The sequence below is a fragment of the Pseudonocardia sp. MH-G8 genome (assembly GCF_002262885.1).
In the GTDB taxonomy this organism is placed as follows: domain Bacteria; phylum Actinomycetota; class Actinomycetes; order Mycobacteriales; family Pseudonocardiaceae; genus Pseudonocardia.
Window position 1 is genome coordinate 140,935 of record NZ_NKYF01000008.1, and the last position, 23,519, is coordinate 164,453.

Genomic DNA, 23,519 nt, shown 5'->3' on the forward strand with positions numbered 1-23,519 from the left:
GTGTCGAACGCGCTCGCGCTCACGATCCGGGTGGTGGTGGTCGCCGTCAGCCTGTGGATCGCCACCCTGATCGTCCCCGGGATCGACAACACGGCCGGCACCACCAGCTCGCGGATCGGCACGCTCGTCGTCGTCGCGCTCATCTTCGGGCTGGTCAACGCCGTGCTGAAGCCACTGATCAAGGTGGTCGGCTGCCCGTTCTACATCCTGACGCTCGGCCTGATCGGGCTGGTCGTCAACGCCCTGCTGTTCCTGCTCGTCGGCTACATCGCCGAGGGCATCGGGCTGCCGTTCACCGTCGGCGGCTTCGGCGCGGCGTTCTTCGGGGCCATCGTGGTCGCCGTGGTCGGGTTCGTCCTGCACGTGCTCATCCCCGACCGGCTCGACCAGCGCTAGACGGGCCAGGTCTCCCGGCGGTACCCGGCGTCCCAGAACATCCACTCATACGTCGAGGTCCGGCGGAAGTGCCGGCGCAGTAGCTCGTTCTCCCCGTCGGACAGCGTCGCACCGACGCGGTCGGTCAGGTCCAGCACCGAATCGACGACCGCCTGGAACTCCTCGCTGCCGTACGTGGCGATCCACCGGGCGTAGAGCGGGTCGGGTGAGCTGCGGGCCAGCAGTTCGTCGCCGACGCGCGCGTAGATCCAGTAGCACGGCAGCACCGCGCCCAGCGCTTCGGCGAAGGACCCGCCGTAGCCGGTGGCGAGCAGGTAGCTGACGTAGGCCTGCGTGGTGGGGGCCACCGGCTCCAGGGCGGCCTCCTCCGGCGACGAGCCCAGCTCGCCCATCAGCGCCGCGTGCAGGTCGCGCTCGGCCGCGATCGCCGACGCGGCGTGCTCGGCGAACATCACCGTGCCGTCCTCGTCGGGCGCCTTCGCGGCGCAGATCGCGAGCGCCCGCGCGTATCCCCGCAGGTAGTGCGCGTCCTGCACGATGTAGTGGCGGAAGGACTCGCGCGGCAGCGTGCCGTCGGCCAGCCCGGTCAGGAACGGGTGGGTGAGGATCGCGGCGTAGACGTCCTCGACGTCCGCCCACAGGACGTCGCGGGTGCGCAGGGTGGAAGGGGCCGGGGTCACCATGGACCCGACGCTACGGCCGCGCGCGGCCCGTGCGGAACCCGTCCGTTTGCCGCTCTGCGTGTCGGGAAGGCTGGTGAGACATCGGTCACTCGATGTTCCGGATGGTCGTGGTGGCCGGGTCACGATGGGTGCCCCCACGGTCGCGCCTCACCGCCGAGCGTCGAACCGCAACGCTGGAGGTGAGTCCGACATGGATCCCGCGCCGATGGACCATCACGAGAAGATGCGGCTGCGGGCGGCGGCGTTCCGCGCCACCCGCCTGTACCCCGGCCCCGTCGGAGAGCTGCTCTCCCGCGAGCTGCTCACCTGGGAGGAGTTCGGGTACCGCCTGGGTGGCGAGCAGCTCGTCATGCGCCTGGTCGACCACGTGCTCAAGGCGCCGATCCCGCAGCAGGACGCCGCCTGACGCAGGCGTGGCCGGTCGCCGGGTGACTACCGCTCGTACGTTGCCGTCACCGTCGCGTCGCCGGCCGGGACACCGTCGGCGAGCGCCCCGGCGGTGGCCGCCAGCACGAGCAGGGCGGTCAGCGCGACGAGGCTGCCGACCCGACCGACGACCTCGACGCCGATGCGCATCCGCACGGCCCTGCGTCCGCGGGCCTGTGCGGAGGAACGGGGGAGGACTGCAGGGGCGGACATGCCCGGGGTATCGCAGCCCGTTACCCGGTCGTTAGCGTGCGCCGCTGAGCTGGTCGCGCAGAGCCCGCTTGAGGACCTTCCCCGCCGCCGAGACCGGGATCTCGTCCACCAGGTGCAGCTCCCGCAACCGCTTGTAGGGCAGCACCTGGGCGTTCACGGCGTCCATCAGCGCGGTCCCGTCCCCGTCCGCGAGGCCTGCGGCCACGACGAACGCCACCGGCAGCTCCCCGACCAGCGCATCCGGCCGCCCGACCACGGCGGCGCCGGTGACACCGGGCTGCGCGAAGAGCAGCTCCTCCAGCTCCCGCGGGTACACGTTGTAGCCCTTGTAGAGCAGCATGTCCTTCTTGCGGTCGACGATGGAGAGGTAGCCGTCCTCGTCGAGGACGCCGATGTCGCCGGTGCGAAGCCACCCGTCGACGAGCACGGCTGCGTTCTCCTCGGGCCGGTTGCGGTACCCCGTCATGACCTGGGGGCCGCGGATGCACACCTCGCCCGGCTCGCCGGTGGGCAGCGGTGCGAGATCGGTGCCCGCCGGGTCGACGATGCGGACCTCGGTGTCGGGCACGGGCACCCCGACGGTGCCCACCTTGCGCACCGCCGAGCGGGCGCCGGGGCCGATCGTGGCGCCCATCGTCACCTCGGTGAGGCCGTAACCCTCGCTGATCACGACGTCGTCGCCGAACCGGCGCTGCAGCGCCTGGATCAGCTCGACCGGGAGCGGAGCCGCCCCCGAGGAGATGCCGCGGACGTGCGACAGGTCGCGGGTGGCGAAGTCCGGGTGCCGGACGAGGGCGCCGTAGAGCGGCGGCGCGCCGCCCATACCGGTGACCGCGAAGCGTTCGGCGTCGGCGAGGTAGGCCGTCGGGTCGAACCGGTCGTGCAGCACGATGGTGCTGCCGGCGAGCATCGGGACGTTCAGCCCGCCGATCGTGCCCATGGCGTGGAACCACGGGGTGAGGTTGATGGCGACCCCGGTGCCCAGCCGTACGGGGTGCTCCTCGGCCGGCGCGACCTGGTCGAGCACCACGCCGCCCGCGTCGTCGCGGGCAGGCACAGAGCCGCTGCCCCCACAGGCGTACTGCAGCGAGTTGACCACCACGTTGCGGTGCGGGAGCTGCACACCCTTCGAGCGTCCGGTCGTACCGCCGGTGTACGCCAGGTGCGCGAGGTCGTGGCGCACGTCGATCGCCACGTCCGGAGGCGTGGTCGGGGCTCCGGCGTGGAACTCCTCGAAGTCCTGCCCGCCGGGTACGGCGTCGAGATCGACCCGGTGCGTCGGGTCGAGCGCCTGCGCGCGGTCGGTGACCAGCACGAGCCGCACGGCGGTGCGGTCGCGCACCGTGGCCAGCGTCGGCGCGGCCGGGCCCCAGGTCACGGCGGCTGCCGCGCCGCAGTCGGCGAGCTGTGCGGCGAGATCGGCGGGTGGCAGCAAGGGGTTGGCGGGCGAGAACGTGGCGCCCGCGAGCAGGGTGCCGTAGTAGGCGATCGGGTACTGCGGGCAGTTCGGCAGGTGGATCGCGACGACGTCGCCGCGTCCGATCCCGGCCGCGATCAGGGCGTTCGCGAACGCCGCGGCGCGCTCCTGCAGCTGCGCGAACGTCAGCTCGCGGCCGTAGTAGTGCACGGCCGTGCGCGGGCCGAAGCGCCGCGCCGCGCCGGCGAGCAACGCGCCGACCGGCACCTCGGGGTAGTCCAGGGACGCGGCCGTCACCGGGAACCGCCGGGCGTGAAGGTCACCGGCAGGCTCTTGACCCCGTTGATGAACATCGACTGCAGGCGCCGCGGCGGCGCGGTGGCCGCGATGTCGGGCACCCGGGTGAGCAGCTCGCGGAACATCACCGTCATCTCCCGGCGGGCCAGGTGGGCGCCGAGGCAGAAGTGCGGGCCCGCACCCCCGAAGCCGACGTGCGGGTTGGGGGAGCGGCGCACGTCGAACGCGTCGGGGTCGCGGAAGTGCGCAGGGTCCCGGTTGGCTGCCCAGTAGTACAGCGCGACCTTGTCGCCCTCGCGCATCTGCTGCCCGCCGAGCACGGCGTCGGTGGCCAGCGTGCGGCGCATGTAGATCACCGGTGACGCCCAACGGACGATCTCCTCCACCGCGGTGGGGGTGACACCGTCGAGGTCGGCGAGCCACACGGCCCGCTGCTCCGGGTGCTCGGTGAGCAGGTGCAGGCCCCAGCTGATCGCGTTGCGCGTGGTCTCGTTGCCGGCCACGACGAGCAGGATGAAGAAGCTCGCGAGCTCGTCGGGGGTGAGCCGTTCACCGTCGACCTCCGCGTTCACCAGCGCGGACGTGACGTCGTCGGTGGGGTTCTCGATGCGGTGCCTGCCGAGGTCGCGCATCAGTTCGGCCAGCTCGTGCCCGGCCTGCAGCAGCGCGGCCACGATGTTGTCCGCGTCGGGCACGTACTCCGGGTCGCTGGCGCCCAGGATGATGTTCGAGCGGTCGAACACGAACTCGTACCGGCTCGCCGGCACGCCCATCATGTCGCACACGATCTTCAACGGAAGCCGGGCCGAGATCGCCGTGACCGCGTCGCACCCACCGGCGTCGATCACGTCGTCGACGATGGTGCGCGCCGTGCGCTGCACCTCCTCGGTGAGCCCGGCCAGCCGCTTCGGCGTGAACCCGCGGGACACGATGCGCCGCAGCCGGGCGTGCCGCGGGTCGTCCATGTTGATCATCGAGCCGTAGAACTCGAGGAACTCCGGCGGCATGTCCGCCACGTTCGTGGCGCCCTTGCCGGACGTGAACACCGACGGGGTGCGGCTGGCCTCGGTGAGGTCGTCGAGGCGCGTGAGCGCCCAGAACCCGGGACCGCGGGTGAAGCCGCTCTCCGGTTCCTCGTAGAACGGCACCGGCTCCCGCTCGCGCAGAGCGGCGAAGGCGGCCGCGCGCTCCGCGATCGGGGCCGTCCAGAAGTTCGGGATGTCGGACAGGTCCGGCCGCCCGGTCCAGGTGCTGTCCTCGGTGCTCGTGCCCGTCGGCGCCATCGCCGAGCCTCCTCGTGGTGGGGTGGTCCCGATCACAACCACCCTAGTTACCCCGAGGTAGGGCTCAAGGGTCCGAACGCGCCAGTTCGCGGTCCGTCGGGGCCAGCAGCCCGCGGGCGTAGGCGAGGCTGACGGCCTCGGTGCGGCTGCTCGCCCCGAGCTTCGCCATCACCCGCGACAGGTGCACGCTCACCGTCTTCTCGCTGATGAACAGCTCGGCGCCCACCTGCCGGTTGGTGTGCCCCTGCGCGACGATCGCCAGCACGGAGCGCTCCCGCGGGGTGAGCGGATCGGGCCCGACGGGCTCCGGGCGCGCCGTGTCCTCCCAGACCACACCCGCCCGCTGTCCCAGCTGTTCCAGCGCGCCCGCCAGCGGTGCGGCGCCGAGGGCCAGCGCCGTGGCACGGGCCCGGTGCAGGTCGGGCCCGACCAGCGCGTGCGCCGCACCGGCGGCCAGCGCGGCCTCCGCGCCCCGCCACATCGCGTGCGCCTGGCGGTAGCCCACGAGTGCGTCGCCGTCGCCGTGGGCGTCGGTCTCGTAGGTGAAGGCCGCGGCGACCTCCCGCCACACGCCCGGGTCGGCCGGGCCGGCCAGGCGGGTGAGCTCCGCCCGCGCCCGGGTGAGCCACGCGCGCCCCTCGGGCCCGAGCCGCCCGGCCCGCGGCAACCCGCGTTCGGCGGCCTCCTCGGCGATGCGCACCATCTCCCGCGCCGCCGCGACGGCCTCGTCGTGGGGTTGCGAGCCGGCTGCGGCCATGTCGGCGTGAGCGGCGGCCCCCAGCGCGCCGAGCATGATGCGGCCCAGGTGCGGGGCGAGATCGGAGTAGGCACCGGTGTTCAGCCCCGCCACCGCGTCGCGGACGCAGCGGGCCGCCTCGTCGGGGCGGCCCTGCCACAGGGCGGCCTCCGCGCCCGACTGCCCCACCAGCATGATCACCTGCTCGTCGACGGGGGCCGACTCGCGCAGCTCGGCCAGGCGGCGCCGCGCTGCCGCGAACCGGCCGCGCCCGACCGTGGTGAGCAGCCCCGCGGCCGCGAGCCGGAACGCCACGGTGGCCGACACCGAGCCCCCCGCGATCTCGGCTGCGGCCTCCGCGGTGTCCCACTCACCGTGCATGTAGCGGCTCAGCACGTGCGCCACCCGCAGCTCGAGGCCGTAGGCGCTCCACGTGGTGCCGGTGGCGTCGGCGCGCTCGCCACCCGCCGCGAACTCGGCCGCGGCCTCCGCGAGCCTGCCCTCGTCGAGCAACGAGATGCCGACCGCGTAGAAGGCGCGCAGCTCCACGGAGAGGTCGCCGGACCGCCTCGCCAGCGGCTTCGCCTCGGCCAGGAGCTCCCGGGCGCGCTCCGGATCGCCGCCGTACTCGGCGCAGACGGCGAGGGTGACGAGGGCGTCGGCCCTGGCGGCGTGGGCGTCGCCGTCGGGATCGGCCGGAACCTGGCGGGCCACCCGGAGCGTGGCCTCCGCCTCGGCCACGGCCTCGGCGAAGTGGTCGAACTTGCTCAGCACCCGGGCCAGCACGGCGTGTGCCCAAGCCTGCTCGGCCGACGCCGGCTCGTGGGCGATGAGCCCCACCGCGTGCCGGGCCGCGGCGAGGGCCTCCTGCTCGTGACCGGCGAGGTCGAGCAGGCGCAGCGCGTAGCGGCGCCCGATCGCCGAGCTCAGTCCGGGGTCCTGGCGCTCGTCGACCAGCTCGAGCGCGCGTCGGCCCAGCGCGATGCCGCGGTCGGGATCGCCGGTGCTGCTCGCGCCCCATGCCGCCCAGCGCGTGAGCATGCCCTCGCCGACACCGGCCACCGCCGCGGCGTCGGGCACCGCCGACCACAGCTCGAGGGCCCGTTCGGCGTGCAGCAGCACCTCGGCGGGTGCTTCGCGGTCGGCCGCCTCCGAGGAGGCCTGCACGGACGCGGCCAGCGCCAGTGCCAGGTCGTGGCCCGCCATCGCGTGGTGGGCGAGCTCGGCCGCGAGCCCCGGCTCCGCGACACCGCGCGGGCCGGTGCCGCCGGGGACCGCGAGCAGCGCGGCGTAGGCGGCGTGCAGGCGGCTGCGCTCGCCGGGCAGCAGCTCGTGGTAGATGGCCTCGCGCAGCAACGCGTGGCGGAAGGCGTAGGCGTCGTCGGCGCCGGCCGCCCTCGGATCGTGCTCCGCGGCCACCAGCACGTGGTGCGCGACGGCCTCGCGCAGCGCCTGTTCCAGTTCGTCGACCGGGAGACCGGACACCGCGGCCAGGCGCGGATGGCTCACCCGCCGCCCGGCGACCGAGGCGATGCGCAGCACCCGCTGGGTGGCGGGCGCGAGCCCCTCGATGCGCGCTACCAGCACCTCGACCAGGCCGTGCGGCAGCCCGTCGCCGGCCGCGCTGACCAGCTCCTCGGCGAAGAACGCGTTGCCCTCGCTGCGGCGCGCCACGTTGTGCAGCACCGGCTCGGCGAGGCTGCCGTCGGCGAGGCGGCGCACGAGCTCGAGCGCCTCGTGCCGGTCGAGCGGGTCGAGCTGGATGCGCTCGACCGCGGGCAGCCGGACCAGCTCCGACAGCACGGGCCGCAGCGGGTGGCGCCGGTGCAGGTCGTCGCTGCGGTAGGTGGCGAGCACGACCAGGCGCTGCCCCCGCAACCGCGACAGCAGGAAGACGAGCAGATCGCGGCTGGAGCGATCGGCCCAGTGCAGGTCCTCCAGGACGAGGAGCACGGGTGCGGCCGCGCCGAGCTCGTGGAGCACGGACAGCACGGCGTCGAACACCTGCAGCTGGCCGAGGTCGCGCCACTCGCCGGTGGTGCCCGCGCGGGCGAACCCACCGGGCAGCAGGTGGCGCAGCGCGACGTGCTCGGTGACCAGCGTGGGATGCGTGGCCGCCAGGGTGCCGACGATCTCTGTGAACGGCAGGTACGGCAGGGCGGACTCGGCGGTGTCGAGGCAACGGCCGACCAGCACGGTGAAGCCGGCGGCCGCGGCGCGGGCCGTCGCCTCGGCGACCAGCCGGGACTTGCCCACCCCGGCGTCGCCCGCCACCAGCACTCCGGTGGGTGTGCCGGAGGCCGCGCGATCGAGCGCTGCGGAGAGTGCCGACACCTCGTGCCGGCGCCCCACCAGCTCGATGCCGACCCCCAACCGCGCCACGCCGGTCATCGTGGCACGGCGTACCGACGTTCCGCGTCGTCGTTGCGGGGTGCAACAGTGCGCTCTGGGCGATCGGGCCCCGGTGGTGCGGGCTCCGGCACCGGCGACGCCCGCCCGCGGCGCCCGGCCCGGCGCACCAGCCGGGCGAGCCGGAAGTTCTCGGCGTCGGCCAGCAGGTCGGCACGGTGGGACTCGGACTGGACGGACAGCGTCGAGGCGTCGGTGAACATGCGACCAGGTTCGGCCTGAGGGCCGGATCCCGGCATCGGACGTTCACGTCGTCCTGAGGCCCGGCGCGGGGTAAGGGATCGGGCTCCCCCCTTACGGCGCCCTGAGCTGCGCCCGGCGCGGCGGGGCGCACCTCACGGCGGTCGTAAAGCACGGCTCGTGCGGATCACCGGTCGGCGGCGGTCACTCCGGCGTCAGCAGCCCGCGCTGGTAGGCCCGCACCAGGCGGCGGGGGACGAGGTGGCGGCGGCCGGCGATCGTCACCGGGACCAGGTCCGGTGGGGTCGCCTTCCACTGCGCGCGGCGGCTGCGGGTGTTCGAGCGCGACGTGCGGCGCTTCGGGACGGCCATCAGTGTTCCTCCTGCTCGGTCTGCGCGGGGGCGGCCGGCAGTCCGGCCGGGGTCCCGCAGGGATCGGTGTGCCACCAGCCGAAGGGGTCGGGCAGGGTGCGCCAGGCCTCCTCGCCCGCGGCGAGCTCGGCGTCGGTCAGCAGGGCGCCGGTGAGCTGCTCCTCGACCTCGGCCGGGTCGGAGTCGTGGACGAGCACGACGAGGTCCTGCGCCCGGTCACCGAACCGCGGGTGCCAACCCAGCGACGCCAGCGCCCGCCGTTCCGGGGACGCCGCCGCCCACACCTGGTCGTCCGCGCCGTCGAGCCACTCGCCCGCGTGCCCGATCTGCAGCCCGCCGCCGGCCGACTCCAGCCACAGCACGGCGTCCGGCCGCGTGGCGAGCCAGATCCGCCCACGGGTGCGCACGACGCCGTCGAGCAGTACGTCCATCGCCTCGTGCAGGCGCTCGGGGTGGAAGGGGCGGCGCGCGGCCAGGACGAGCAACTGCACCCCGCAGTCGCGGGCGAGCGAGGGCTGCCCGCGCAGCAGCGGCGCGTGCACGTCGTCGGGACGGCCCCGGCGTGCGGACGGCGGCAGGTCGGCGAGCAACGCCCGCTCGTCGAGCCCGGCCAGGTGCACCCGCTGCGCCGAGGGCGCGAGCCGGGCCAGCACCGCGTCGGTGCGCGCGAGCTGCCACGCGTCCGCCGTGCCGGTGTGCACCAGCAGGTCGGCGAACTCGGCCTGGCCGACGGCGACCTGCGCCACCGTGCGCTCGTCGTCGGGCAGCTCGGCCAGCCCCCGCTCGGGCAGAGCGGCGTCGCCGGTGGCGTCGTCGAGCCAGGTGCCCGCGTCCACGCAGGTGAGCACGCCCCGCAGGTCCACGCGGTCGATGATCGGCGCGCCGTCGACGAGCACGTGCAGCAGCGACCAGCAGACCTGCTCGGGCTCCAGCGCGGGGTCGAGGTGCAGCACGATGCGGCGCGGCCCGCCCGGGCCGGCGAGCGCGTGCAGCTGCGGCAGCAGGTCCTCGCGCAGGGTGCACGAGACGCAGCCGTGGGCCAGCTCCAGCACCGTGTGCTCGTCCCGGTTGCCGTGGCGCAGGCGCCGGCGCACCCGGCCGGCGCCGATGTCGCGCAGGTCGTGGTGCAGCACGGCGACGTCCGGGTCGAGCGCTCTGATCCGGGCGGCGGTGGCCTCCACGCCGGGCTCGTGCAGCCCGGTGAGCACCAGCAGCTCTGGTCGGGTCACGTGGTCCTCCTCGGTCGGTCTGGGCTACCCTAGATGAAAATGGATGTCGTTACTGAGGAGGGTCCATGTCTCGCACCGATGTGCGGCCGATCGTGAAGCTGCGGTCGACCGCGGGCACCGGCACCACGTACGTCACCCGCAAGAACCGGCGCAACGACCCGGACCGGATGGTGCTGCGCAAGTACGACGCGGCGATCCGGCGCCACGTCGAGTTCCGCGAGGAGCGCTGATGCCCGACCGGGAGCGGCGGACGCTCAAGCGCCGGGCCAACCCGCTGCACGTGAAGGGGATCACCGAGGTCGACTGGAAGGACGTGACGTTCCTGCGCACGTTCGTCTCCGACCGCGGCAAGATCCGCGCCCGCAGGGTGACCGGCCTGACGCCCCAGCAGCAGCGGCGCGTCGCCGTCGCCATCCGCAACGCCCGCGAGATGGCGCTGCTGCCCTACCCGCGCGCCGGGAGGGGCTGAGGTGTCCCGGCGCTGCCAGCTCACCGGGGCCGAGCCCGGGTTCGGCAAGTCCGTCTCGCACTCCCACCGCCGCACGAGCCGCCGGTGGGACCCGAACATCCAGTCCAAGCGCTACTGGTTCGCGCAGGAGGGGCGGTACGTGCGGCTGCGCGTGACCGCCGACGCGATCCGCACGATCGACCGGATCGGTGTCGCCGCCGCGGTCGCGCGGATCAGGGCCCGAGGGGGGAAGGTCTGATGGCCACGAAGGGGAAGATCGCGCGCAACGAGCACCGGAAGGCGGTGGTGGCGCGCCACGCGGAGCGGCGCGCGGAGCTGAAGGCGATCATCGCCCGGCCCGCGTCGACACCGGAGCAGCAGGCCGACGCGCAGCGCGAGTTGGCTCGCCAACCACGGGACGCGAGCCCCACCCGCGTGCGCAACCGCGACTCCGTCGACGGCCGTCCCCGCGGCTACCTGCGCGCCTTCGGGGTCTCCCGGGTCCGGGTGCGGCTGCTCGCGCACGAGGGCTACCTGCCGGGGGTGCGCAAGTCGAGCTGGTGACCGGGTCCCCTGCGCACCCCGGTCACGGGGTTGTGTAGCATCGTCTGCGGCCGTGCGGGAGTGACCGTCCGCTCGGCCTGCCGCCCCTTTAGCTCAGTCGGCAGAGCGTCTCCATGGTAAGGAGAAGGTCTACGGTTCGATTCCGTAAAGGGGCTCGGCGAGCTGGCGTCGTCAGCTACGCGAAGCGGTGTAGCTCAGTCGGTAGAGCAAGCGGCTCATAATCGCTGTGTCGCCGGTTCAAGTCCGGCCACCGCTACCAGACTCAAGAGATACACAGCAGGAGGCACCCGCGATGGCCAAGGCCACCGACGTTCGGCCGAAGATCACGTTGGCGTGCGAGCAGTGCAAGCACCGTAACTACATCACCAAGAAGAACCGGCGCAACGATCCCGACCGGCTCGCGATCAAGAAGTTCTGCCCGAACTGCGGCACGCATCGCGAGCACCGCGAGACGCGCTGAGCGTGCCGAACACGGCCTACGTCGGCACGGCGCTGCCACCGACGGCCCCGTACCGGGTCGGCCGCGAGAAGATCCGGGAGTTCGCCCTCGCCATCGGCGAGGGCGCTTCCGTCTGCCGGGACGTCGAGGCGGCCCGTGCGGCCGGCCATCCCGACGTCGTCGCGCCGCCCACCTTCGCGGTGACGTTCACCATGCCGGCGATCGAGGCGTTCCTGCGCGACCCCGATTTCGGGTGGGACTACTCGCGCATGGTGCACGGCGACCAGTCCATCACCCTGCGGCGCCCGATCCACGGCGGTGACGACCTGGTCACCACCGTCCACGTCGAGGACCTCAGGACCCGCGGCGGCAGCCACATGCTGACCCTGCGCTGTGAGGTCGCCGACACCGCGGGCGAGCCGGTGGCCACCACCCGCCTCCTGCTCGTCACCGCGGCGGAGGAGACGTCATGACCGCGGTCGGCACCGAGTTGCCGCCGCTGTCCGTGCGCGTCACCCGCGCCGACCTCGTCCGCTACGCGGGGGCTTCGGGGGACTTCAACCCGATCCACTGGAGCGACCGCGTCGCCACCGGCGTCGGTCTGCCGGGCGTCATCGCGCACGGCATGCTCACGATGGCGCTGGCCGGGCGGCTCGTCACCGGCTGGGTCGACGACCCGGCCGCGGTGCGCAGCTACGGCGTGCGTTTCACCCGCCCCGTGGTCGTGCCCGACGACGACGAGGGTGCACTGGTGGAACTCAGCGGCAAGGTCACCGCGATCACCGACACCGACGAGGGCGAACGCATCGCGAAGGTCGCCATCACCGCGGCGTTCGAGGGCAAGACGGTCCTGGGCCGTGCCGTGGCCGAGGTCGCACTCGGATCGGGGTCCACCCCCGCCGGCTGATCCGGCCCCTCCCCGGAGCCCGCGATGGTCTTCTCGCGTCCTCCGACCGCGCTCACCCTGCCGCCGGACGAAACCGACCAGGTGGTGTCGGGCTCTCCGCTTGCCCGCAGTGGCGGTCGGGTCGATCCTGCCAGTGGCAGGTTCGGCGACACGGAAGGATCGCGACATGCAGTTCGGCAAGCTCGTGGACAAGGCGTGGGAGGACAAGTCGGCGGCCGAGGTTCTCAAGGCGCCGCCGTCCGCCCTCGAGGGGCTCACGGAGAAGCACGACGAGGCGCTCAAGGCGCTCGGCATCAAGACCGTCGGAGACCTGGGGAAGTGGAAGTACGCCACCCGGGCCGCGGCGCTCGTGGCGCTCGCCGATCTCGACAAGTGATCCGACGCGGCCGGGCCCGTGCGACGGGCCCGGCCGTGGGTCAGCGCGCCTCGGCCAGTAGCGCGCCCATCCGCTCCACGCCGGTGCGCAGGTCGTCGTCGCCGAGGGCGTAGGAGAGCCGGAAGAACCCGGGGGTGCCGAACGCCTCGCCGGGCACCACGGCGACCTCGGCGTGCTCCAGCACGGCCGCCGCCAGCTCCACACTCGTCTGCGGGCGCGCGCCCCGCAGCTCCCGGCCCAGCAGCTCCTGCACGGAGGCGTAGGCGTAGAACGCGCCGCGCGGTGTGGGGCAGTCGACACCCGGAATCGCCCGCAGCAACTCGACCATCGCGCGCCGCCTGCGGTCGAAGGCCGTGCGCATGTCGACGACCGCGTCCAGCGACCCCGACACGGCCGCCAGCGCCGCCCGCTGCGCCACGTTGCAGACGTTGGACGACAGGTGCGACTGCAGGTTGGTGGCGGCGGTGACGACGTCGGTGGGGCCGGCGAGCCAGCCGACCCGCCACCCGGTCATCGCGTACGTCTTCGCCACTCCGTTGAGCACCACGCAGCGGTCTGCCAGTTCGGGCACGACCACCGGCATCGAGACCGCCTCGGCGCCGTCGTACACGAGGTGCTCGTAGATCTCGTCGGTGACCACCCAGACGCCGTTCTCGACGGCCCAGCGCCCGATCTCCTCGGTGAGCTCGCGGGAGGCCACGGCGCCCGTCGGGTTGGAGGGCGAGCACCAGACGAGCACCTTGGTGCGCTCGGTGAGCGCCGCGTCGAGCTGGGCGACCGAGGGCAGGAAGCCGGCCTCGGGTCCGCAGGTGACCTGCACCGGGACGCCACTCGCGAGGGCGATCGCCTCGGGGTAGGTGGTCCAGTAGGGGGCGGGCAGCAGCACCTCGTCGCCGGGGTCGAGCAATGTGGCGAACGCCTGGTAGACGGCCTGCTTGCCGCCGTTGGTCACGAGCACCTGCTCGCGCGCGAGGTCGAGGCCGGAGTCGCGACGGGTCTTCGCGGCGATCGCATCCCGCAGCTCGGGGAGGCCGGCCGCGGGGGTGTAGCGGTGGTTGCGCGGGTCGGCGCAGGCGGCCTCGGCGGCGGCGACGATGGGCGCGGGGGTCGGGAAGTCCGGCTCGCCCGCTCCGAAGCCGATGACGGGCCGGCCCGCGGCCTTGAGCGCCTTCGCCTTCGCGTCGACCGCCATGGTCGCGGACTCGGCGATGCCGCCGATCCGAGCGGAGATCCGGCCGCGGCCGGCGGGGACGGGCGAGGTGGTCGAGGTGCTCGAAGCCATGTCTGGCATCCTGCCCCCAGCAGTCGTCGCCCGGACCCGGGGGCGTGCGGGGTGTGCCGTGTCGGGAGCCGCCACGAGGTGCCGTACACTCGGACAGGCTGGGTACGTCGCTCCGCGATGTGTCCCTCCGTCCGTGGACCGGGAGTTCCGGGCGGGGATTGGTCTAGGGGTGTAGCTCAATTGGCAGAGCAGCGGTCTCCAAAACCGCAGGTTGCAGGTTCAAGTCCTGTCACCCCTGCCACTGCAGGATGTGCTGGATCGAGACGTGAGGAACGAACGGCGGCCGAGCCGCGGGTGAGCTGGAGGATGCGGCGTGACTGAGGAACGCGAGGCGAGCGGCGACGGGCGGGAACGCCCGAGCACCGCCGCCGACCGTCGAGGTCGGCGTTCCGGCCCGGCGCCCACCGGCGACGGCAGGGGTGGGCGGTCCGCGGTCCGCGAGGCCCGGCCGGCACGCGTGTCGTTGTTCAGCCGGATCGCACGGTTCCTGCGCGAGGTGGTCGCCGAGCTGCGGAAGGTCATCTGGCCCACCCGCAAGCAGCAGGTCACCTACACGATCGTCGTGCTGGTCTTCGTGTCGTTCATGGTCGCGCTGGTCTGGCTGCTGGACCTTGTGTTCGCGCAGGGTGTGCTGTTCCTGTTCGGCACGTGACCACCGGCACGCACCACACGACGAAGGAAGCGAGAGGCACGTGACCGAGCGCGAGGCCGACCAGCTCGATGCCACGGCGGAAGCCGAGCAGGGCATCGAGGAGCAGTCCGCGGCCGAAGCCGCCGAGCACGCGTCCGTCGACGCGGCCGACGCCGACGAGGCGGTCGACAGTGACGCCGACGAGGCGGCCGACGACGAGGCCGACGCCGACGAGGGCGACGCCGACGAGGGCGACACCGACGAGGCTGACTCCGACGAGGGCGACACCGACGAGACCGACGCCGACGAGGCGGGCGAGGGCGCTGCGGACACCGCAGAGCCCGAGGCCGAGGCCGACCCGATCGAGGAGATGCGCGCGGCGCTGCGGCGCGCACCCGGCGACTGGTACGTCGTGCACTCCTACGCCGGCTACGAGAACAAGGTGAAGACCAACCTCGAGACGCGCGTGCAGACGCTCGACGTCGAGGACTACATCTTCCAGGTCGAGGTGCCCACCGAAGAGGTCACCGAGATCAAGAACGGGCAGCGCAAGCAGGTGCAGCGCAAGGTGCTGCCCGGCTACATCCTGGTGCGGATGGAGCTCAACGACCAGTCGTGGGGCGCGGTCCGCAACACGCCCGGCGTCACCGGGTTCGTGGGCGCCACCTCGCGTCCGTCCCCGCTGACGCACGACGAGGTCATCAAGTTCCTGCTCCCGCGGGTCGAGCCGAAGCCCGCGGCGGGCGCCGGTGGCGGCACCAAGGCCGATTCCGGTACCGGGGCCGCAGGCAAGGCCACCGTCGAGGTGGACTTCGAGGTCGGCGAGTCGGTCACGGTGATGGACGGTCCGTTCGCCACCCTCCCGGCCACCATCAACGAGGTCAACGTCGACGCCCAGAAGCTCAAGGTGCTCGTCTCGATCTTCGGCCGCGAGACCCCCGTCGAGCTGGCTTTCAGTCAAGTCTCGAAGATCTGACCCCCGCTGCGGCAGGCAGGGCCGCGGCGCGCACAACCACGACAGGGAATAGACATGCCTCCCAAGAAGCGGAAGCTTTCCGCGATCATCAAGCTCCAGATCAAGGCGGGCGCCGCGACGCCCGCTCCGCCGGTCGGCCCCGCGCTCGGCCAGCACGGCGTCAACATCATGGAGTTCTGCAAGGCCTACAACGCCGCCACGGAGTCGCAGCGCGGCGACGTGGTGCCCGTCGAGATCTCGGTGTTCGAGGACCGCTCGTTCACGTTCGAGCTCAAGACGCCGCCCGCCGCGAAGCTGCTGCTCAAGGCGGCCGGGGTGGACAAGGGCAGCGGCGAGCCGCACATCAAGAAGGTCGCGTCCGTGAGCATGGAGCAGGTGCGCCAGATCGCGGAGACCAAGATGCGCGACCTCAACGCCAGCGACCTCGACCAGGCCGCGAAGATCATCGCCGGCACCGCCCGGTCGATGGGCATCACCGTCAACGGCTGATACAGCCGCACGTTCGCGTGGGAGAGCCGGGCGCGGCTCCTACCACGACCTGATCCGGAACAGAGGACAGAGCAATGGCACAGCGCAGCAAGGCGTACCGCCAGGCCGCCGAGAAGATCGACCAGGAGCGGCTCTACACCCCGCTCGAGGCCGCCGGTCTGGCGAAGGACACGTCCAGCGCGAGGATGGACGCCACCGTCGAGGTCGCGATGCGGCTCGGCGTGGACCCCCGCAAGGCCGACCAGATGGTCCGCGGCACCGTGAACCTGCCTCACGGCACCGGCAAGACGGCGCGCGTCATCGTGTTCGCCACCGGTGACAAGGCCGCCGAGGCCGAGGCCGCAGGCGCTGACGTGGTCGGCACCGAGGACCTCATCGAGCGCATTCAGGGCGGTTGGCTGGACTTCGACGCGGCGATCGCCACGCCGGACCAGATGGCCAAGGTCGGCCGGATCGCGCGCATCCTGGGCCCGCGTGGCCTGATGCCGAACCCGAAGACCGGCACCGTCACCCCGGACGTCACCAAGGCGGTCCAGGACATCAAGGGCGGTAAGATCAACTTCCGCGTGGACAAGCAGGCCAACCTGCACCTCGTCATCGGCAAGGCCTCGTTCGACACCGACAAGCTGGTGGAGAACTACGGCGCCGCCCTCGACGAGATCCTGCGGGCCAAGCCGTCGGCCGCCAAGGGCCGCTACGTGAAGAAGATCACGGTCTCCACGACCATGGGCCCGGGCATCCCGGTCGACCCGAACCGCACGCGCAACCTGCTGGTGGACGAAACCCCGTCCGCCTGACGCACGCCCGCACGAGGCCCCCGGCGCACCGCGCCGGGGGCTTCGTCGTGTCCGGACCTGCAGCCCCCGGAGTCGCACCCCCCGCGAGTCGCGCCGCACCTCCCCGCGAGTCGCGCCGTGAGAACCGCGAGTCGCGCCGCCCCCCCGCGAGTCGCGCTGTGGGAACCGCGAGTCGCGCCGCACTCCCCGCGGGTCGCGCCGCACTCCCCGCGGGTCGTGCCGCACTCGCCGCGAGTCGCGCCGTGAGAACCGCGAGTCGCGCCCTTGCGGGTCGCGCCGCACTCCCTGCGGGTCGCGGCGTGGGAACCGTGAGTCGCGCTGTGGGAACCGCGAGTCGGGCCGCCCCCGTGGGTCGTGCCGCACTCCCCGCGGATCGCGGCGTGGGAACCGCGAGTCGGGCCCTCGCGGGTCGCGCCGCACCTCTCGCGGGTCGCGGCGTGGGAACCGTGAGTCGTGCTGCCTCCCCTGCGGGTCGCGGCGTGGGGGCCGCGAGCCGCGCGTCGTCACGCTGGGTGCGAGTCGGGTCGTGATGGGCGTGAGTCGGGTGGTGGTGCGCGCGATCTACCGCCCCGAGCGCGGTGGGGACGAGCGGTCCGACCGCGAGCGCGTTGCCGAATCCGTCGGGGATGCCGAATGGTGATCACTGCGAGAAGTGCCTGGCCGCCGTCGCGGCAGCACTTACGCACTTCTCGGACCGATCACCAGGCCGTGATCATTCCGACAAGTACGCCGCTGTCGCAGCGTCCGCACCCAGGTACCGATCGGATCGATCACCGCGGGTCGCCTCCCGGCCAGCATGCGCCGTGCGGGAGCGGCGCTGCCGTGACCGATTCGGCAACCCCCTGATGCAGCTCACATCCCGATCCCGGTGATCACGTGGGTCGGCCCATTCAAATCGCGACTCCCGGTGCCGAAGGCCCGAATCGCGGGCGCCAAACCCCGACTCGCGAGTCATCGGCCTCGACCTGTGAGCGTAGGGCCGCGACTCGTGGGTGTGGGGCCGCGGCTCGTGGGTGTGGGGCCGCGACTCGCGGGTGTGGGGCCGCGACTCGCGGGTGGTGGACCCCGACTCGCGGGTGTGGGGCCGCGACTCGTGGGTGTGGGGCCGCGGCTCGCGGGTGTGGGGGCTCGACTCGCTCGTCAGCGGGTCCAGTCGGTGAGGACCTGGTCGACCGTCTCCGGATCGGTGGGGGCGGGCGGGACCGTCGCCGGGGTGCGGGAGAACCGGGGGGCCGGGGCGGCCTGCGCGACGCCGTCCCGTTCGACGACGGTGTCCCGGGCCGCGAGGTGCGGGTGTCCGGGCACCTCGCTGAAGGCCAGGACGGGTGTGACGCAGGCGTCGGAGTCGGCGAACACCTGCGCCCACTCGTCCCGGGTGCGCGAGGCGAAGACCTCGGTGAACCGGGCTCGCAGCGTGGGCCAACCCGCCCGGTCGTACTGCGCGGGCAGGTCCTCGCCGTCGAGGCCGAGCCCGGAGAGCAGCGCCGCGTAGAACTGCGGTTCGAGCGGGCCGATGGCGACGTGGCGGCCGTCGGAGCAGGTGTAGGTGTCGTAGAACGGGGCGTGGCCGTCGAGGAGGTTCTCCCCGCGGCCGTCGCTCCAGGCGCCCTGCCCGCGCATGCCCCACACCATCTGCACGAGCAGAGACGCGCCATCGACCATCGCGGCGTCGACGACCTGCCCCTGACCGGAGCGCTGCGCCTCCCACAACGCGGCGAGCACGCCCGTGACGAGCAGCATCGACCCGCCGCCGAAGTCGCCGACGAGGTTCAGCGGCGGCACCGGTCGCTCGCCGGCGCGCCCGATCGCGTGCAGCGCACCGGTGAGCGAGATGTAGTTGATGTCGTGGCCGGCGCGGGCGGCCAGCGGCCCGTCCTGACCCCACCCGGTCATCCGCGCGTACACCAGGCGCGGGTTGCGGGCGTGGCACTCGGCGGGGCCGACGCCGAGCCGTTCGGTGACGCCCGGGCGGTAGCCCTCGAGCAGCACGTCGGCGTGCTCGACGAGCCGCAGGACGGTCTCGCGTCCCGCAGCGTCCTTGAGGTCGGCCGCCACCCGGCGCCGTCCGCGCAGCGTCGGGTCGGGCGCGCCGGTCGTGCCCAGCTGGAGGCCGCCGGACGGCCGATCGACGCGGACGACGTCGGCGCCGAGGTCGGCGAGGATCATCGCGGCGTGCGGGCCGGGCCCGATCCCGGCCAGTTCCACGACCTTCAGCCCGGCCAGCGGACCGTTCCGGTGCTCCACGCGCCCTCCCATGCTCGTCGTCGCGCACCCTACAGTCAGTTCTGACTGCCCGGCGGTCCGTCCTGCGCGCGGTCAGGCCACGGCGCTCGGCTCGGTCTCTGCGCCGAGGCCGAGGCGGTCGAGGTCGCCCCAGGCCGCTGCCAGGCGGTCCAGCGCCTCGACCATCCGGTCCTGCCGCAGCGTGAACGGCAGCCGCAGGTAGTGCTCGAAGGCGCCGTCCAGGCCGAACCGCGGGCCGGCCGCGAGCTGCACGTCGTGGCGCCGGGCCGCGGCGGTCAACCGGCTGGAGACGCCGCGCCCGAGGTCGACCCACAGGCTCAGCCCACCCCCCGGCCGAGAGGGGCTCCAGTGCGGGAAGGTGCGGGCGAGTCGCCCGAGCAGGTGGTCGCGGGCAGCAGCCAGCTCGGGGCGCCGGGCCTCCGCGACCGCCGTTGTCTCTGCCATCAGGCGCGCGGTCACGAGCTGTTCGAGCACCGGGCCGCCCAGGTCGACGCTCGCCCGGGTTGCGGCGAGACGGCGCACCATGGGCGCGGACGTGCGTATCCATCCCACCCGCAGCCCGCCCCAGAACGTCTTGCTCGCCGACCCGACGCTCAGCACGAGCGGCGAGTCGGCCGCACCGTGCGCGGCGAGGGGGGTGACCACCTGCCCGTCGAGCGGGAGCTCGGCGAGCGTCTCGTCCACCAGCAACGTGGTGCCGGTCCGGCGGGAGAGCTCGACGAGCCGGGCGCGGTCGGCGTCGGCGAGCAGGGCGCCGGTGGGGTTCTGGAAGTCCGGGATCACGTAGGCGAGCCGCGGCGCGGCATCGCGCACGGCAGCGGTGAGCAGCTCCAGGTCCCAGCGGCTGCTGCCTCCGGGGCCGGGCGCCATCGGCACCGGGACGGCTCGGGCGCCGCGGCCGGCCAGCGCGCCGAGTGCGTTCGGGTAGGTGGGGTGCTCCACGAGCACGCGGTCCCCGGGCCCGGCGAGCAGTGTGAGCGCGAGAGTGATGGCGTGCACCGCTCCCGCCGTGACGAGCACCTGGTCGGGCCGCGTGGGGAGGCCACGGGCGGTGTAGCGCTCGGCGACGGCGGCGCGCAGCGCCCACTGGCCGAGGAGGTCGTACCCGTGGCCCGCGAGGTGTGCGTCCAGGTCCTGGACGGCGGCCGCCGTCGCCCGACGCATGGCGTCCGAGGGCGCGGGCAGCGCGGCGTGGGCGAGGTCGTGGAGCGTGCTGTCACCGTGCGGGGAGAACGGTGAGGTGCTCGCGTCGTGGGACGGCCCCTCGGGCAGGCGGGTCCAGCTGCCGGCACCGCGCCTGCTGTGCAGGGCACCGACCTGCCGGAGGGTGTCGTAGGCGGTGGCCACCGTCGTGCGGCTCACCGCGAGGGCCACCGCGAGCTCGCGTTCGGCGGGCAGCCGCGTCTGCAGCGGGAGCCGGCCGTCGAGCACGAGCAGCCGGATCCGTTCCGACAGCGCGCCGGCCAGCCCTCTCCCGTCCGGTGGGCGCCAGTCGCCCAGCAACCGTCCGAAGCTGGGGGCGCCGATCCGGCGCTCGATCCCGTTCCGGTCCATGCCACCCCCCGCGGATCGGCCCTGCGTCAGCAGGCCGATCCTACGAGGTGGCCCGGCTCAGATCGCCCGGTTCGTGCTCCACTCCCACTGGCCCCGGGTCAGGACCTCGAGGATGTGGCCGTCGTCGTCGCGCCGCTCCGCGCTGTAGGCGTACCGCCCGGGCTGCCAGGCCTCCTGCTGGGCGACGGCGCTCAGGTAGGAGTCGGCCCACTGCTGCCACTCGCCCGCGATGGCCGGGGGCGGGTCGCCCACCTCGCAGGCCACGTCCTTGAAGGGGTGGAAGTTGCCACGCAGGCCGGTCCACATCTGGACGTCGAGCCACACTGTGTCCACAGTTCGGAGTATCACCACGATCCGTTCGGGCGACGCACAGACCACCCGTACGGGTGAGTTGCTCCGGGCATCAGGCGTCGAGGAGGTCCGTTCGGCCCGCAGCCTGCAACTGCTCCCGGTAGGGGCCGAACATGCTCTTCGCCACCGGCAGCACAGTGAGCAGCTTCGCGACCGGCCCCTTGGCGCGGACCTGCCCCTTCGCCAGCGCGACCGGGAGGATCACCTTGCCCAGCCAGAAGCGGTTGCCGGTGTCGGCGGTCATGAACAGCTCGACGTTCGGCTCGGGCCCGGTGCCCGCGCCTTCGTGGAGCTGCGTGTTCGGCATGTCGACCGTCAGCACGGCGTCCGGGTCCGTGTAGGTGATCCGGAGCACGATCCCCGTCGGGCGCAACTTCTCCACCAGCGCCGGATCCTGCATCCCCTGCCGGAAGACGCCACCGAGGAACTCGTAGACCTCGGCCTCGTCGGTGAACGCCGTCATGCCGGCCCCTCTCGTCGTCGACGCCGGGAGTCTGGCCGACGACGACGCGGCAGGCGACCCCTCCGCCGGGCCACCGACGGCCCGCGCGGGCCACGGCACACCGAACTCGTCGTCGGCGATGTCGGTGTGCGAGCCGGTTCAGCGGCCCCGGTGGGGCTGCTCGTCCAACAGGCCGTAGCGGCCGGCCAGCGCGGCGGCCTCGATGCGGTTGGCGGCGCCCAGCTTGTGCAGCAGGCTCGCGATCATCCGCTTCGCCGTCCGCTCGGAGACGAGCATCGGCTTGGCGATCTCACTCGTCTCCAGGCCGCGGGCGAGCAGCGCCCACAGCTGCAGCTCGCGCTCGTCCAGGCGCTCGAGCACTCCGTCGCCGGCGCGGTCCCCGGCCGCCAGCAGGGCGTCGAGCAGGTCGGAGTGCACCACCCGGACACCCGCCGCGATCGTCAGCAGGGGCGCGACGAGCACCTCGGGGTCGGCCGACTTGCCCAGGAAACCGGCCGCCCCCGCCCGCAGCGCGGCGGTGGCCAGACCGAGGTCCTCGGTCCCGGAGAGCGCGAGCACCCGGGTGCGGGGGTAGGCCGCGGTGACGCGCCGGATGGTCTCCACGCCACCGAGCGGGGGGAGGGCGAGGTCGATGATCGCGATGTCGGCGGCCTCCCGGCCGACCAGCGCCACCGCGTCCTCGCCCGCGGTGGTCGCGCCCGCCACCACGAACGTGTCGCCCGCCCGCGACTCGAGCAGCAGCGCGAGGCCCTGCGAGAACAGGGCGTGGTCGTCGACGATGACCACGACGTACCGGCCGTCGCGCACGGGTCGGGACTCTAACGGCGGCCGCCCGTGGGTGCGGTGCGGAGCCGCGTCGACACGCGGGTGCGCACCGCGCCGGCCCGCAGCGGCCGCGCAACCGGTGGCGCTCGGGAGTTGCGCCACCACCGCGACGAGCACCGGCGCGTGCGCCGACCGCGGGGCTGCGGTGGGAGATGCTGGCGCCGTGCACACCGACGGCCCGCGATCGGCCCTGCAGGTCCTCGAGGAGCGCACGGCCGTCGTCATCCGGCTGCTCGTCGTCTGCTCGGTCGGCGCGGCGCTGCTCGTGGAGCCGGGGATCGCGCGCGGCCGTGCGGCGGCGCTCGGCGCGCTCGTCGCCGCGACGCTGCTCTACGCACTGGTGCTCGCCGCGGCCGAGTGGCGCGGGAGGCACCCGGTCCCGCCGCGCCTCGCGACGTCGTTCGACGCGGTGCTCGCCCTGGTGGCCTGCGGTTTCACCGGCGGAGCCGACAGTGTGATGGTGGCGATCCTGCCGCTGGTGGTGATCGCCGGGGCCGTGCGGGGCGGGGTCGTCCTGGGCCGCCTGGGCGCGCTGGCCGTGGGCGCCGGGTTCACGGTCGCGGCCCTCGCGGGCTCCGACCCGCACGTCTCGGTGCTCGACCGGTGGCTGGCCGGGGCCTGGTGGACCGGCTACCTCGTCGCGGCGGCCGTCCTCGTCGGGGTGTTGCTGCGGATGCTGGAGCGCCAGTTGGAGGCGGCCGCCGAATCGCGGGCGCGCGCACGGGCCGAGCACGAGGCGTTCCTGGAGGAGCGGGACCTGCGCTCGCGGCTGCTCGCCGCCCAGCAGGCGCGCCTCGACGGCGTGCGCGTGGTGCTGCACGAGTTCCGCACGCCGGTCGCGTCGCTCACGGCCCTGACCGCCGACCTGGCCGCCGGCCGGCTCGCCGGCGCTTCCCGGGACGCCGCGACCGCACTGCTCGCCGAGCACGCCGTGCACCTGCGGGACATGCTCGACGGCCTCGCCGACGTCGCCGTGCAGGAGGGCAGCCCGCTCGGGCGGGTGCGCGAGCGTCCGGTGCGGTTGGGGGAGTTGGCCGTCGCCGTGCTCGACGCGGCGGGTGTCGCCCCGCAACGCCGGGTGTCCCACGTCGAGCCGCCGGACGCCGCGGTGCGCTGCGACCCGCAGCGGCTGCGCCGCGTGCTGACCAACCTGGTCGAGAACGCCGCCCGCCACAGCGGGAGCGCCGCCGTCGAGCTGGACCTGCGCCACGTCGACGGCCGGCTCGTCGCGGAGGTCCGCGACCGGGGTCCCGGCCTGCCTCCGGGCCAGGAGGGGGTGGTCACGGCCAAGGGCGTGGCGCTGGGGGAGCGGCGTGGCACGGCCGGGCTGGGGCTCTGGATCGTCGAAGCGCTGGTGGCGGCGATGGACGGCCAGCTGCGGCTGGCTCCGAGGGAGGGCGGCGGCCTGGTGGCCCACCTGGAGCTCCCGGTCCCCGCCGACGGTTCAGGAAAGCCACATTCATGAACGTGCAGGACAGGAATGTGGCTTTCCTGAACTTCCGGGGCTGGCACCTGCGGGCCAGCGCTGGAAC

At 73.7% G+C, this 23,519-nt stretch carries 29 protein-coding genes and 3 tRNA genes; 18 read left to right on the forward strand and 14 right to left on the reverse strand.

What is annotated here, in order from left to right; genetic code table 11:
* Nucleotides 1-396: a phage holin family protein gene (locus CFP66_RS20195; RefSeq protein ID WP_094926572.1), complete on the forward strand. Its 396-nt coding sequence runs from the start codon at nucleotides 1-3 to the stop codon at nucleotides 394-396.
* Here the strand turns inward: CFP66_RS20195 and tenA are convergent.
* Nucleotides 393-1,079 (reverse strand): thiaminase II, encoded by a 687-nt coding sequence (gene tenA, locus CFP66_RS20200; protein ID WP_094926575.1) that lies wholly within the window; start codon nucleotides 1,077-1,079, stop codon nucleotides 393-395. The genes CFP66_RS20195 and tenA overlap by 4 nt on opposite strands.
* Before the next feature lie 190 nt (nucleotides 1,080-1,269).
* Here tenA and CFP66_RS20205 point away from each other — a divergent pair, with 190 nt between their 5' ends.
* Complete coding sequence (locus CFP66_RS20205) at nucleotides 1,270-1,485, forward strand: hypothetical protein (RefSeq protein WP_233159565.1); 216 nt, start codon at nucleotides 1,270-1,272, stop codon at nucleotides 1,483-1,485.
* A gap of 26 nt (nucleotides 1,486-1,511) precedes the next feature.
* Here the strand turns inward: CFP66_RS20205 and CFP66_RS47275 are convergent, their stop codons facing one another.
* The 7 genes from CFP66_RS47275 to mrf form a co-directional block, all read right to left on the reverse strand.
* Complete coding sequence (locus tag CFP66_RS47275; RefSeq protein ID WP_143517315.1) at nucleotides 1,512-1,718, reverse strand: hypothetical protein; 207 nt, start codon at nucleotides 1,716-1,718, stop codon at nucleotides 1,512-1,514.
* A 31-nt stretch (nucleotides 1,719-1,749) separates the two neighbouring features.
* Nucleotides 1,750-3,432 carry a class I adenylate-forming enzyme family protein gene (locus CFP66_RS20210; RefSeq protein ID WP_094926577.1) on the reverse strand — a complete coding sequence of 561 codons (1,683 nt, stop codon included), beginning with the start codon at nucleotides 3,430-3,432 and terminating at the stop codon, nucleotides 1,750-1,752.
* Nucleotides 3,429-4,715, reverse strand: a complete 1,287-nt coding sequence (locus CFP66_RS20215) for a cytochrome P450 (RefSeq protein WP_094926579.1) — start codon at nucleotides 4,713-4,715, stop codon at nucleotides 3,429-3,431. Before CFP66_RS20215 ends, CFP66_RS20210 begins: the two co-directional genes overlap by 4 nt.
* Before the next feature lie 64 nt (nucleotides 4,716-4,779).
* Entirely contained in the window at nucleotides 4,780-7,842 is a 3,063-nt protein-coding gene (locus tag CFP66_RS20220; protein ID WP_094926581.1) for a LuxR family transcriptional regulator, read from the reverse strand.
* Nucleotides 7,839-8,063 (reverse strand): hypothetical protein, encoded by a 225-nt coding sequence (locus tag CFP66_RS20225; RefSeq protein WP_094926583.1) that lies wholly within the window; start codon nucleotides 8,061-8,063, stop codon nucleotides 7,839-7,841. Before CFP66_RS20225 ends, CFP66_RS20220 begins: the two co-directional genes overlap by 4 nt.
* 181 nt (nucleotides 8,064-8,244) lie before the next feature.
* Complete coding sequence (rpmF, locus tag CFP66_RS20230; protein ID WP_094926585.1) at nucleotides 8,245-8,412, reverse strand: 50S ribosomal protein L32; 168 nt, start codon at nucleotides 8,410-8,412, stop codon at nucleotides 8,245-8,247.
* Entirely contained in the window at nucleotides 8,412-9,641 is a 1,230-nt protein-coding gene (gene mrf / locus CFP66_RS20235; protein ID WP_094926587.1) for a ribosome hibernation factor-recruiting GTPase MRF, read from the reverse strand. Before mrf ends, rpmF begins: the two co-directional genes overlap by 1 nt.
* A 65-nt stretch (nucleotides 9,642-9,706) precedes the next feature.
* Here mrf and rpmG (CFP66_RS20240) point away from each other — a divergent pair, with 65 nt between their 5' ends.
* From rpmG (CFP66_RS20240) to CFP66_RS20285, 10 genes are all read left to right on the forward strand, one after another.
* Complete coding sequence (gene rpmG / locus CFP66_RS20240; RefSeq protein ID WP_094926589.1) at nucleotides 9,707-9,871, forward strand: 50S ribosomal protein L33; 165 nt, start codon at nucleotides 9,707-9,709, stop codon at nucleotides 9,869-9,871.
* Nucleotides 9,871-10,110: a 30S ribosomal protein S18 gene (gene rpsR / locus CFP66_RS20245; protein WP_094926591.1), complete on the forward strand. Its 240-nt coding sequence runs from the start codon at nucleotides 9,871-9,873 to the stop codon at nucleotides 10,108-10,110. The genes rpmG (CFP66_RS20240) and rpsR overlap by 1 nt, the downstream gene beginning before the upstream one ends.
* Before the next feature lies 1 nt (nucleotide 10,111).
* Complete coding sequence (gene rpmB / locus CFP66_RS20250) at nucleotides 10,112-10,348, forward strand: 50S ribosomal protein L28 (RefSeq protein ID WP_094926594.1); 237 nt, start codon at nucleotides 10,112-10,114, stop codon at nucleotides 10,346-10,348.
* On the forward strand, nucleotides 10,348-10,653 hold the full coding sequence (rpsN, locus tag CFP66_RS20255; protein WP_094926596.1) for a 30S ribosomal protein S14: 306 nt from the start codon (nucleotides 10,348-10,350) through the stop codon (nucleotides 10,651-10,653). Before rpmB ends, rpsN begins: the two co-directional genes overlap by 1 nt.
* Before the next feature lie 82 nt (nucleotides 10,654-10,735).
* Nucleotides 10,736-10,808 (forward strand) — tRNA-Thr (locus CFP66_RS20260).
* A 28-nt stretch (nucleotides 10,809-10,836) separates the two neighbouring features.
* Nucleotides 10,837-10,912, forward strand: a tRNA-Met gene (locus tag CFP66_RS20265).
* A gap of 33 nt (nucleotides 10,913-10,945) precedes the next feature.
* Nucleotides 10,946-11,113, forward strand: a complete 168-nt coding sequence (gene rpmG / locus CFP66_RS20270; RefSeq protein ID WP_094926598.1) for a 50S ribosomal protein L33 — start codon at nucleotides 10,946-10,948, stop codon at nucleotides 11,111-11,113.
* 2 nt (nucleotides 11,114-11,115) lie between these two features.
* Entirely contained in the window at nucleotides 11,116-11,565 is a 450-nt protein-coding gene (locus CFP66_RS20275; RefSeq protein WP_198961565.1) for a MaoC family dehydratase N-terminal domain-containing protein, read from the forward strand.
* The gene (locus tag CFP66_RS20280; protein WP_094926602.1) at nucleotides 11,562-11,999 is read left to right on the forward strand and encodes a MaoC family dehydratase; all 438 of its coding nucleotides are present in this window, start codon (nucleotides 11,562-11,564) and stop codon (nucleotides 11,997-11,999) included. The genes CFP66_RS20275 and CFP66_RS20280 overlap by 4 nt, the downstream gene beginning before the upstream one ends.
* Before the next feature lie 166 nt (nucleotides 12,000-12,165).
* Entirely contained in the window at nucleotides 12,166-12,375 is a 210-nt protein-coding gene (locus CFP66_RS20285) for a hypothetical protein (RefSeq protein WP_094926604.1), read from the forward strand.
* Nucleotides 12,376-12,415: 40 nt separating this feature from the next.
* On the opposite strand, the gene CFP66_RS20290 is transcribed toward CFP66_RS20285, so the two are convergent.
* The gene (locus tag CFP66_RS20290; RefSeq protein ID WP_094926607.1) at nucleotides 12,416-13,657 is read right to left on the reverse strand and encodes a pyridoxal phosphate-dependent aminotransferase; all 1,242 of its coding nucleotides are present in this window, start codon (nucleotides 13,655-13,657) and stop codon (nucleotides 12,416-12,418) included.
* 165 nt (nucleotides 13,658-13,822) lie between these two features.
* Between CFP66_RS20290 and CFP66_RS20295 the strand changes: the two genes are divergently transcribed.
* From CFP66_RS20295 to rplA, 5 genes are all read left to right on the forward strand, one after another.
* A tRNA-Trp gene (locus tag CFP66_RS20295) sits at nucleotides 13,823-13,898 on the forward strand.
* 72 nt (nucleotides 13,899-13,970) lie between these two features.
* Entirely contained in the window at nucleotides 13,971-14,309 is a 339-nt protein-coding gene (gene secE / locus CFP66_RS20300) for a preprotein translocase subunit SecE (RefSeq protein WP_094926609.1), read from the forward strand.
* A 40-nt stretch (nucleotides 14,310-14,349) separates the two neighbouring features.
* Nucleotides 14,350-15,264 carry a transcription termination/antitermination protein NusG gene (nusG, locus tag CFP66_RS20305; protein ID WP_369805114.1) on the forward strand — a complete coding sequence of 305 codons (915 nt, stop codon included), beginning with the start codon at nucleotides 14,350-14,352 and terminating at the stop codon, nucleotides 15,262-15,264.
* Between the two features lie 54 nt (nucleotides 15,265-15,318).
* On the forward strand, nucleotides 15,319-15,753 hold the full coding sequence (gene rplK / locus CFP66_RS20310; protein ID WP_094926612.1) for a 50S ribosomal protein L11: 435 nt from the start codon (nucleotides 15,319-15,321) through the stop codon (nucleotides 15,751-15,753).
* A 74-nt stretch (nucleotides 15,754-15,827) separates the two neighbouring features.
* Entirely contained in the window at nucleotides 15,828-16,550 is a 723-nt protein-coding gene (rplA, locus tag CFP66_RS20315) for a 50S ribosomal protein L1 (RefSeq protein WP_094926614.1), read from the forward strand.
* A 1,140-nt stretch (nucleotides 16,551-17,690) separates the two neighbouring features.
* Here the strand turns inward: rplA and CFP66_RS20320 are convergent.
* The 5 genes from CFP66_RS20320 to CFP66_RS20340 form a co-directional block, all read right to left on the reverse strand.
* Nucleotides 17,691-18,794: a CaiB/BaiF CoA-transferase family protein gene (locus CFP66_RS20320; protein WP_233159566.1), complete on the reverse strand. Its 1,104-nt coding sequence runs from the start codon at nucleotides 18,792-18,794 to the stop codon at nucleotides 17,691-17,693.
* Nucleotides 18,795-18,866: 72 nt separating this feature from the next.
* Nucleotides 18,867-20,348, reverse strand: a complete 1,482-nt coding sequence (locus CFP66_RS20325) for a PLP-dependent aminotransferase family protein (protein WP_094926618.1) — start codon at nucleotides 20,346-20,348, stop codon at nucleotides 18,867-18,869.
* 57 nt (nucleotides 20,349-20,405) lie between these two features.
* A complete protein-coding gene (locus tag CFP66_RS20330; protein WP_143517316.1) occupies nucleotides 20,406-20,681 on the reverse strand; it encodes a hypothetical protein in 276 nt (91 codons plus the stop codon).
* Between the two features lie 70 nt (nucleotides 20,682-20,751).
* Entirely contained in the window at nucleotides 20,752-21,162 is a 411-nt protein-coding gene (locus tag CFP66_RS20335) for a sterol carrier protein (protein ID WP_094926622.1), read from the reverse strand.
* Between the two features lie 138 nt (nucleotides 21,163-21,300).
* Nucleotides 21,301-21,969 carry a response regulator transcription factor gene (locus tag CFP66_RS20340; RefSeq protein WP_094926837.1) on the reverse strand — a complete coding sequence of 223 codons (669 nt, stop codon included), beginning with the start codon at nucleotides 21,967-21,969 and terminating at the stop codon, nucleotides 21,301-21,303.
* A gap of 181 nt (nucleotides 21,970-22,150) precedes the next feature.
* Here CFP66_RS20340 and CFP66_RS20345 point away from each other — a divergent pair, with 181 nt between their 5' ends.
* Complete coding sequence (locus tag CFP66_RS20345; protein ID WP_233159567.1) at nucleotides 22,151-23,452, forward strand: sensor histidine kinase KdpD; 1,302 nt, start codon at nucleotides 22,151-22,153, stop codon at nucleotides 23,450-23,452.
* Nucleotides 23,453-23,519: the final 67 nt, after the last annotated feature.

Coding starts and splice junctions, on each gene's coding strand:
- tenA (WP_094926575.1), bottom strand. CDS start 1,079: ATGGTGACCCCGGCCCCTTCCACCCTGCGCACCCGCGACGTCCTGTGG.
- CFP66_RS20205 (WP_233159565.1), top strand. CDS start 1,270: ATGGATCCCGCGCCGATGGACCATCACGAGAAGATGCGGCTGCGGGCG.
- CFP66_RS47275 (WP_143517315.1), bottom strand. CDS start 1,718: ATGTCCGCCCCTGCAGTCCTCCCCCGTTCCTCCGCACAGGCCCGCGGA.
- CFP66_RS20215 (WP_094926579.1), bottom strand. CDS start 4,715: ATGGCGCCGACGGGCACGAGCACCGAGGACAGCACCTGGACCGGGCGG.
- CFP66_RS20220 (WP_094926581.1), bottom strand. CDS start 7,842: ATGACCGGCGTGGCGCGGTTGGGGGTCGGCATCGAGCTGGTGGGGCGC.
- CFP66_RS20225 (WP_094926583.1), bottom strand. CDS start 8,063: ATGTTCACCGACGCCTCGACGCTGTCCGTCCAGTCCGAGTCCCACCGT.
- rpmF (WP_094926585.1), bottom strand. CDS start 8,412: ATGGCCGTCCCGAAGCGCCGCACGTCGCGCTCGAACACCCGCAGCCGC.
- rpmG (WP_094926589.1), top strand. CDS start 9,707: ATGTCTCGCACCGATGTGCGGCCGATCGTGAAGCTGCGGTCGACCGCG.
- rpsR (WP_094926591.1), top strand. CDS start 9,871: ATGCCCGACCGGGAGCGGCGGACGCTCAAGCGCCGGGCCAACCCGCTG.
- rpsN (WP_094926596.1), top strand. CDS start 10,348: ATGGCCACGAAGGGGAAGATCGCGCGCAACGAGCACCGGAAGGCGGTG.
- rpmG (WP_094926598.1), top strand. CDS start 10,946: ATGGCCAAGGCCACCGACGTTCGGCCGAAGATCACGTTGGCGTGCGAG.
- CFP66_RS20280 (WP_094926602.1), top strand. CDS start 11,562: ATGACCGCGGTCGGCACCGAGTTGCCGCCGCTGTCCGTGCGCGTCACC.
- CFP66_RS20285 (WP_094926604.1), top strand. CDS start 12,166: ATGCAGTTCGGCAAGCTCGTGGACAAGGCGTGGGAGGACAAGTCGGCG.
- CFP66_RS20290 (WP_094926607.1), bottom strand. CDS start 13,657: ATGGCTTCGAGCACCTCGACCACCTCGCCCGTCCCCGCCGGCCGCGGC.
- rplK (WP_094926612.1), top strand. CDS start 15,319: ATGCCTCCCAAGAAGCGGAAGCTTTCCGCGATCATCAAGCTCCAGATC.
- rplA (WP_094926614.1), top strand. CDS start 15,828: ATGGCACAGCGCAGCAAGGCGTACCGCCAGGCCGCCGAGAAGATCGAC.
- CFP66_RS20325 (WP_094926618.1), bottom strand. CDS start 20,348: ATGGACCGGAACGGGATCGAGCGCCGGATCGGCGCCCCCAGCTTCGGA.
- CFP66_RS20335 (WP_094926622.1), bottom strand. CDS start 21,162: ATGACGGCGTTCACCGACGAGGCCGAGGTCTACGAGTTCCTCGGTGGC.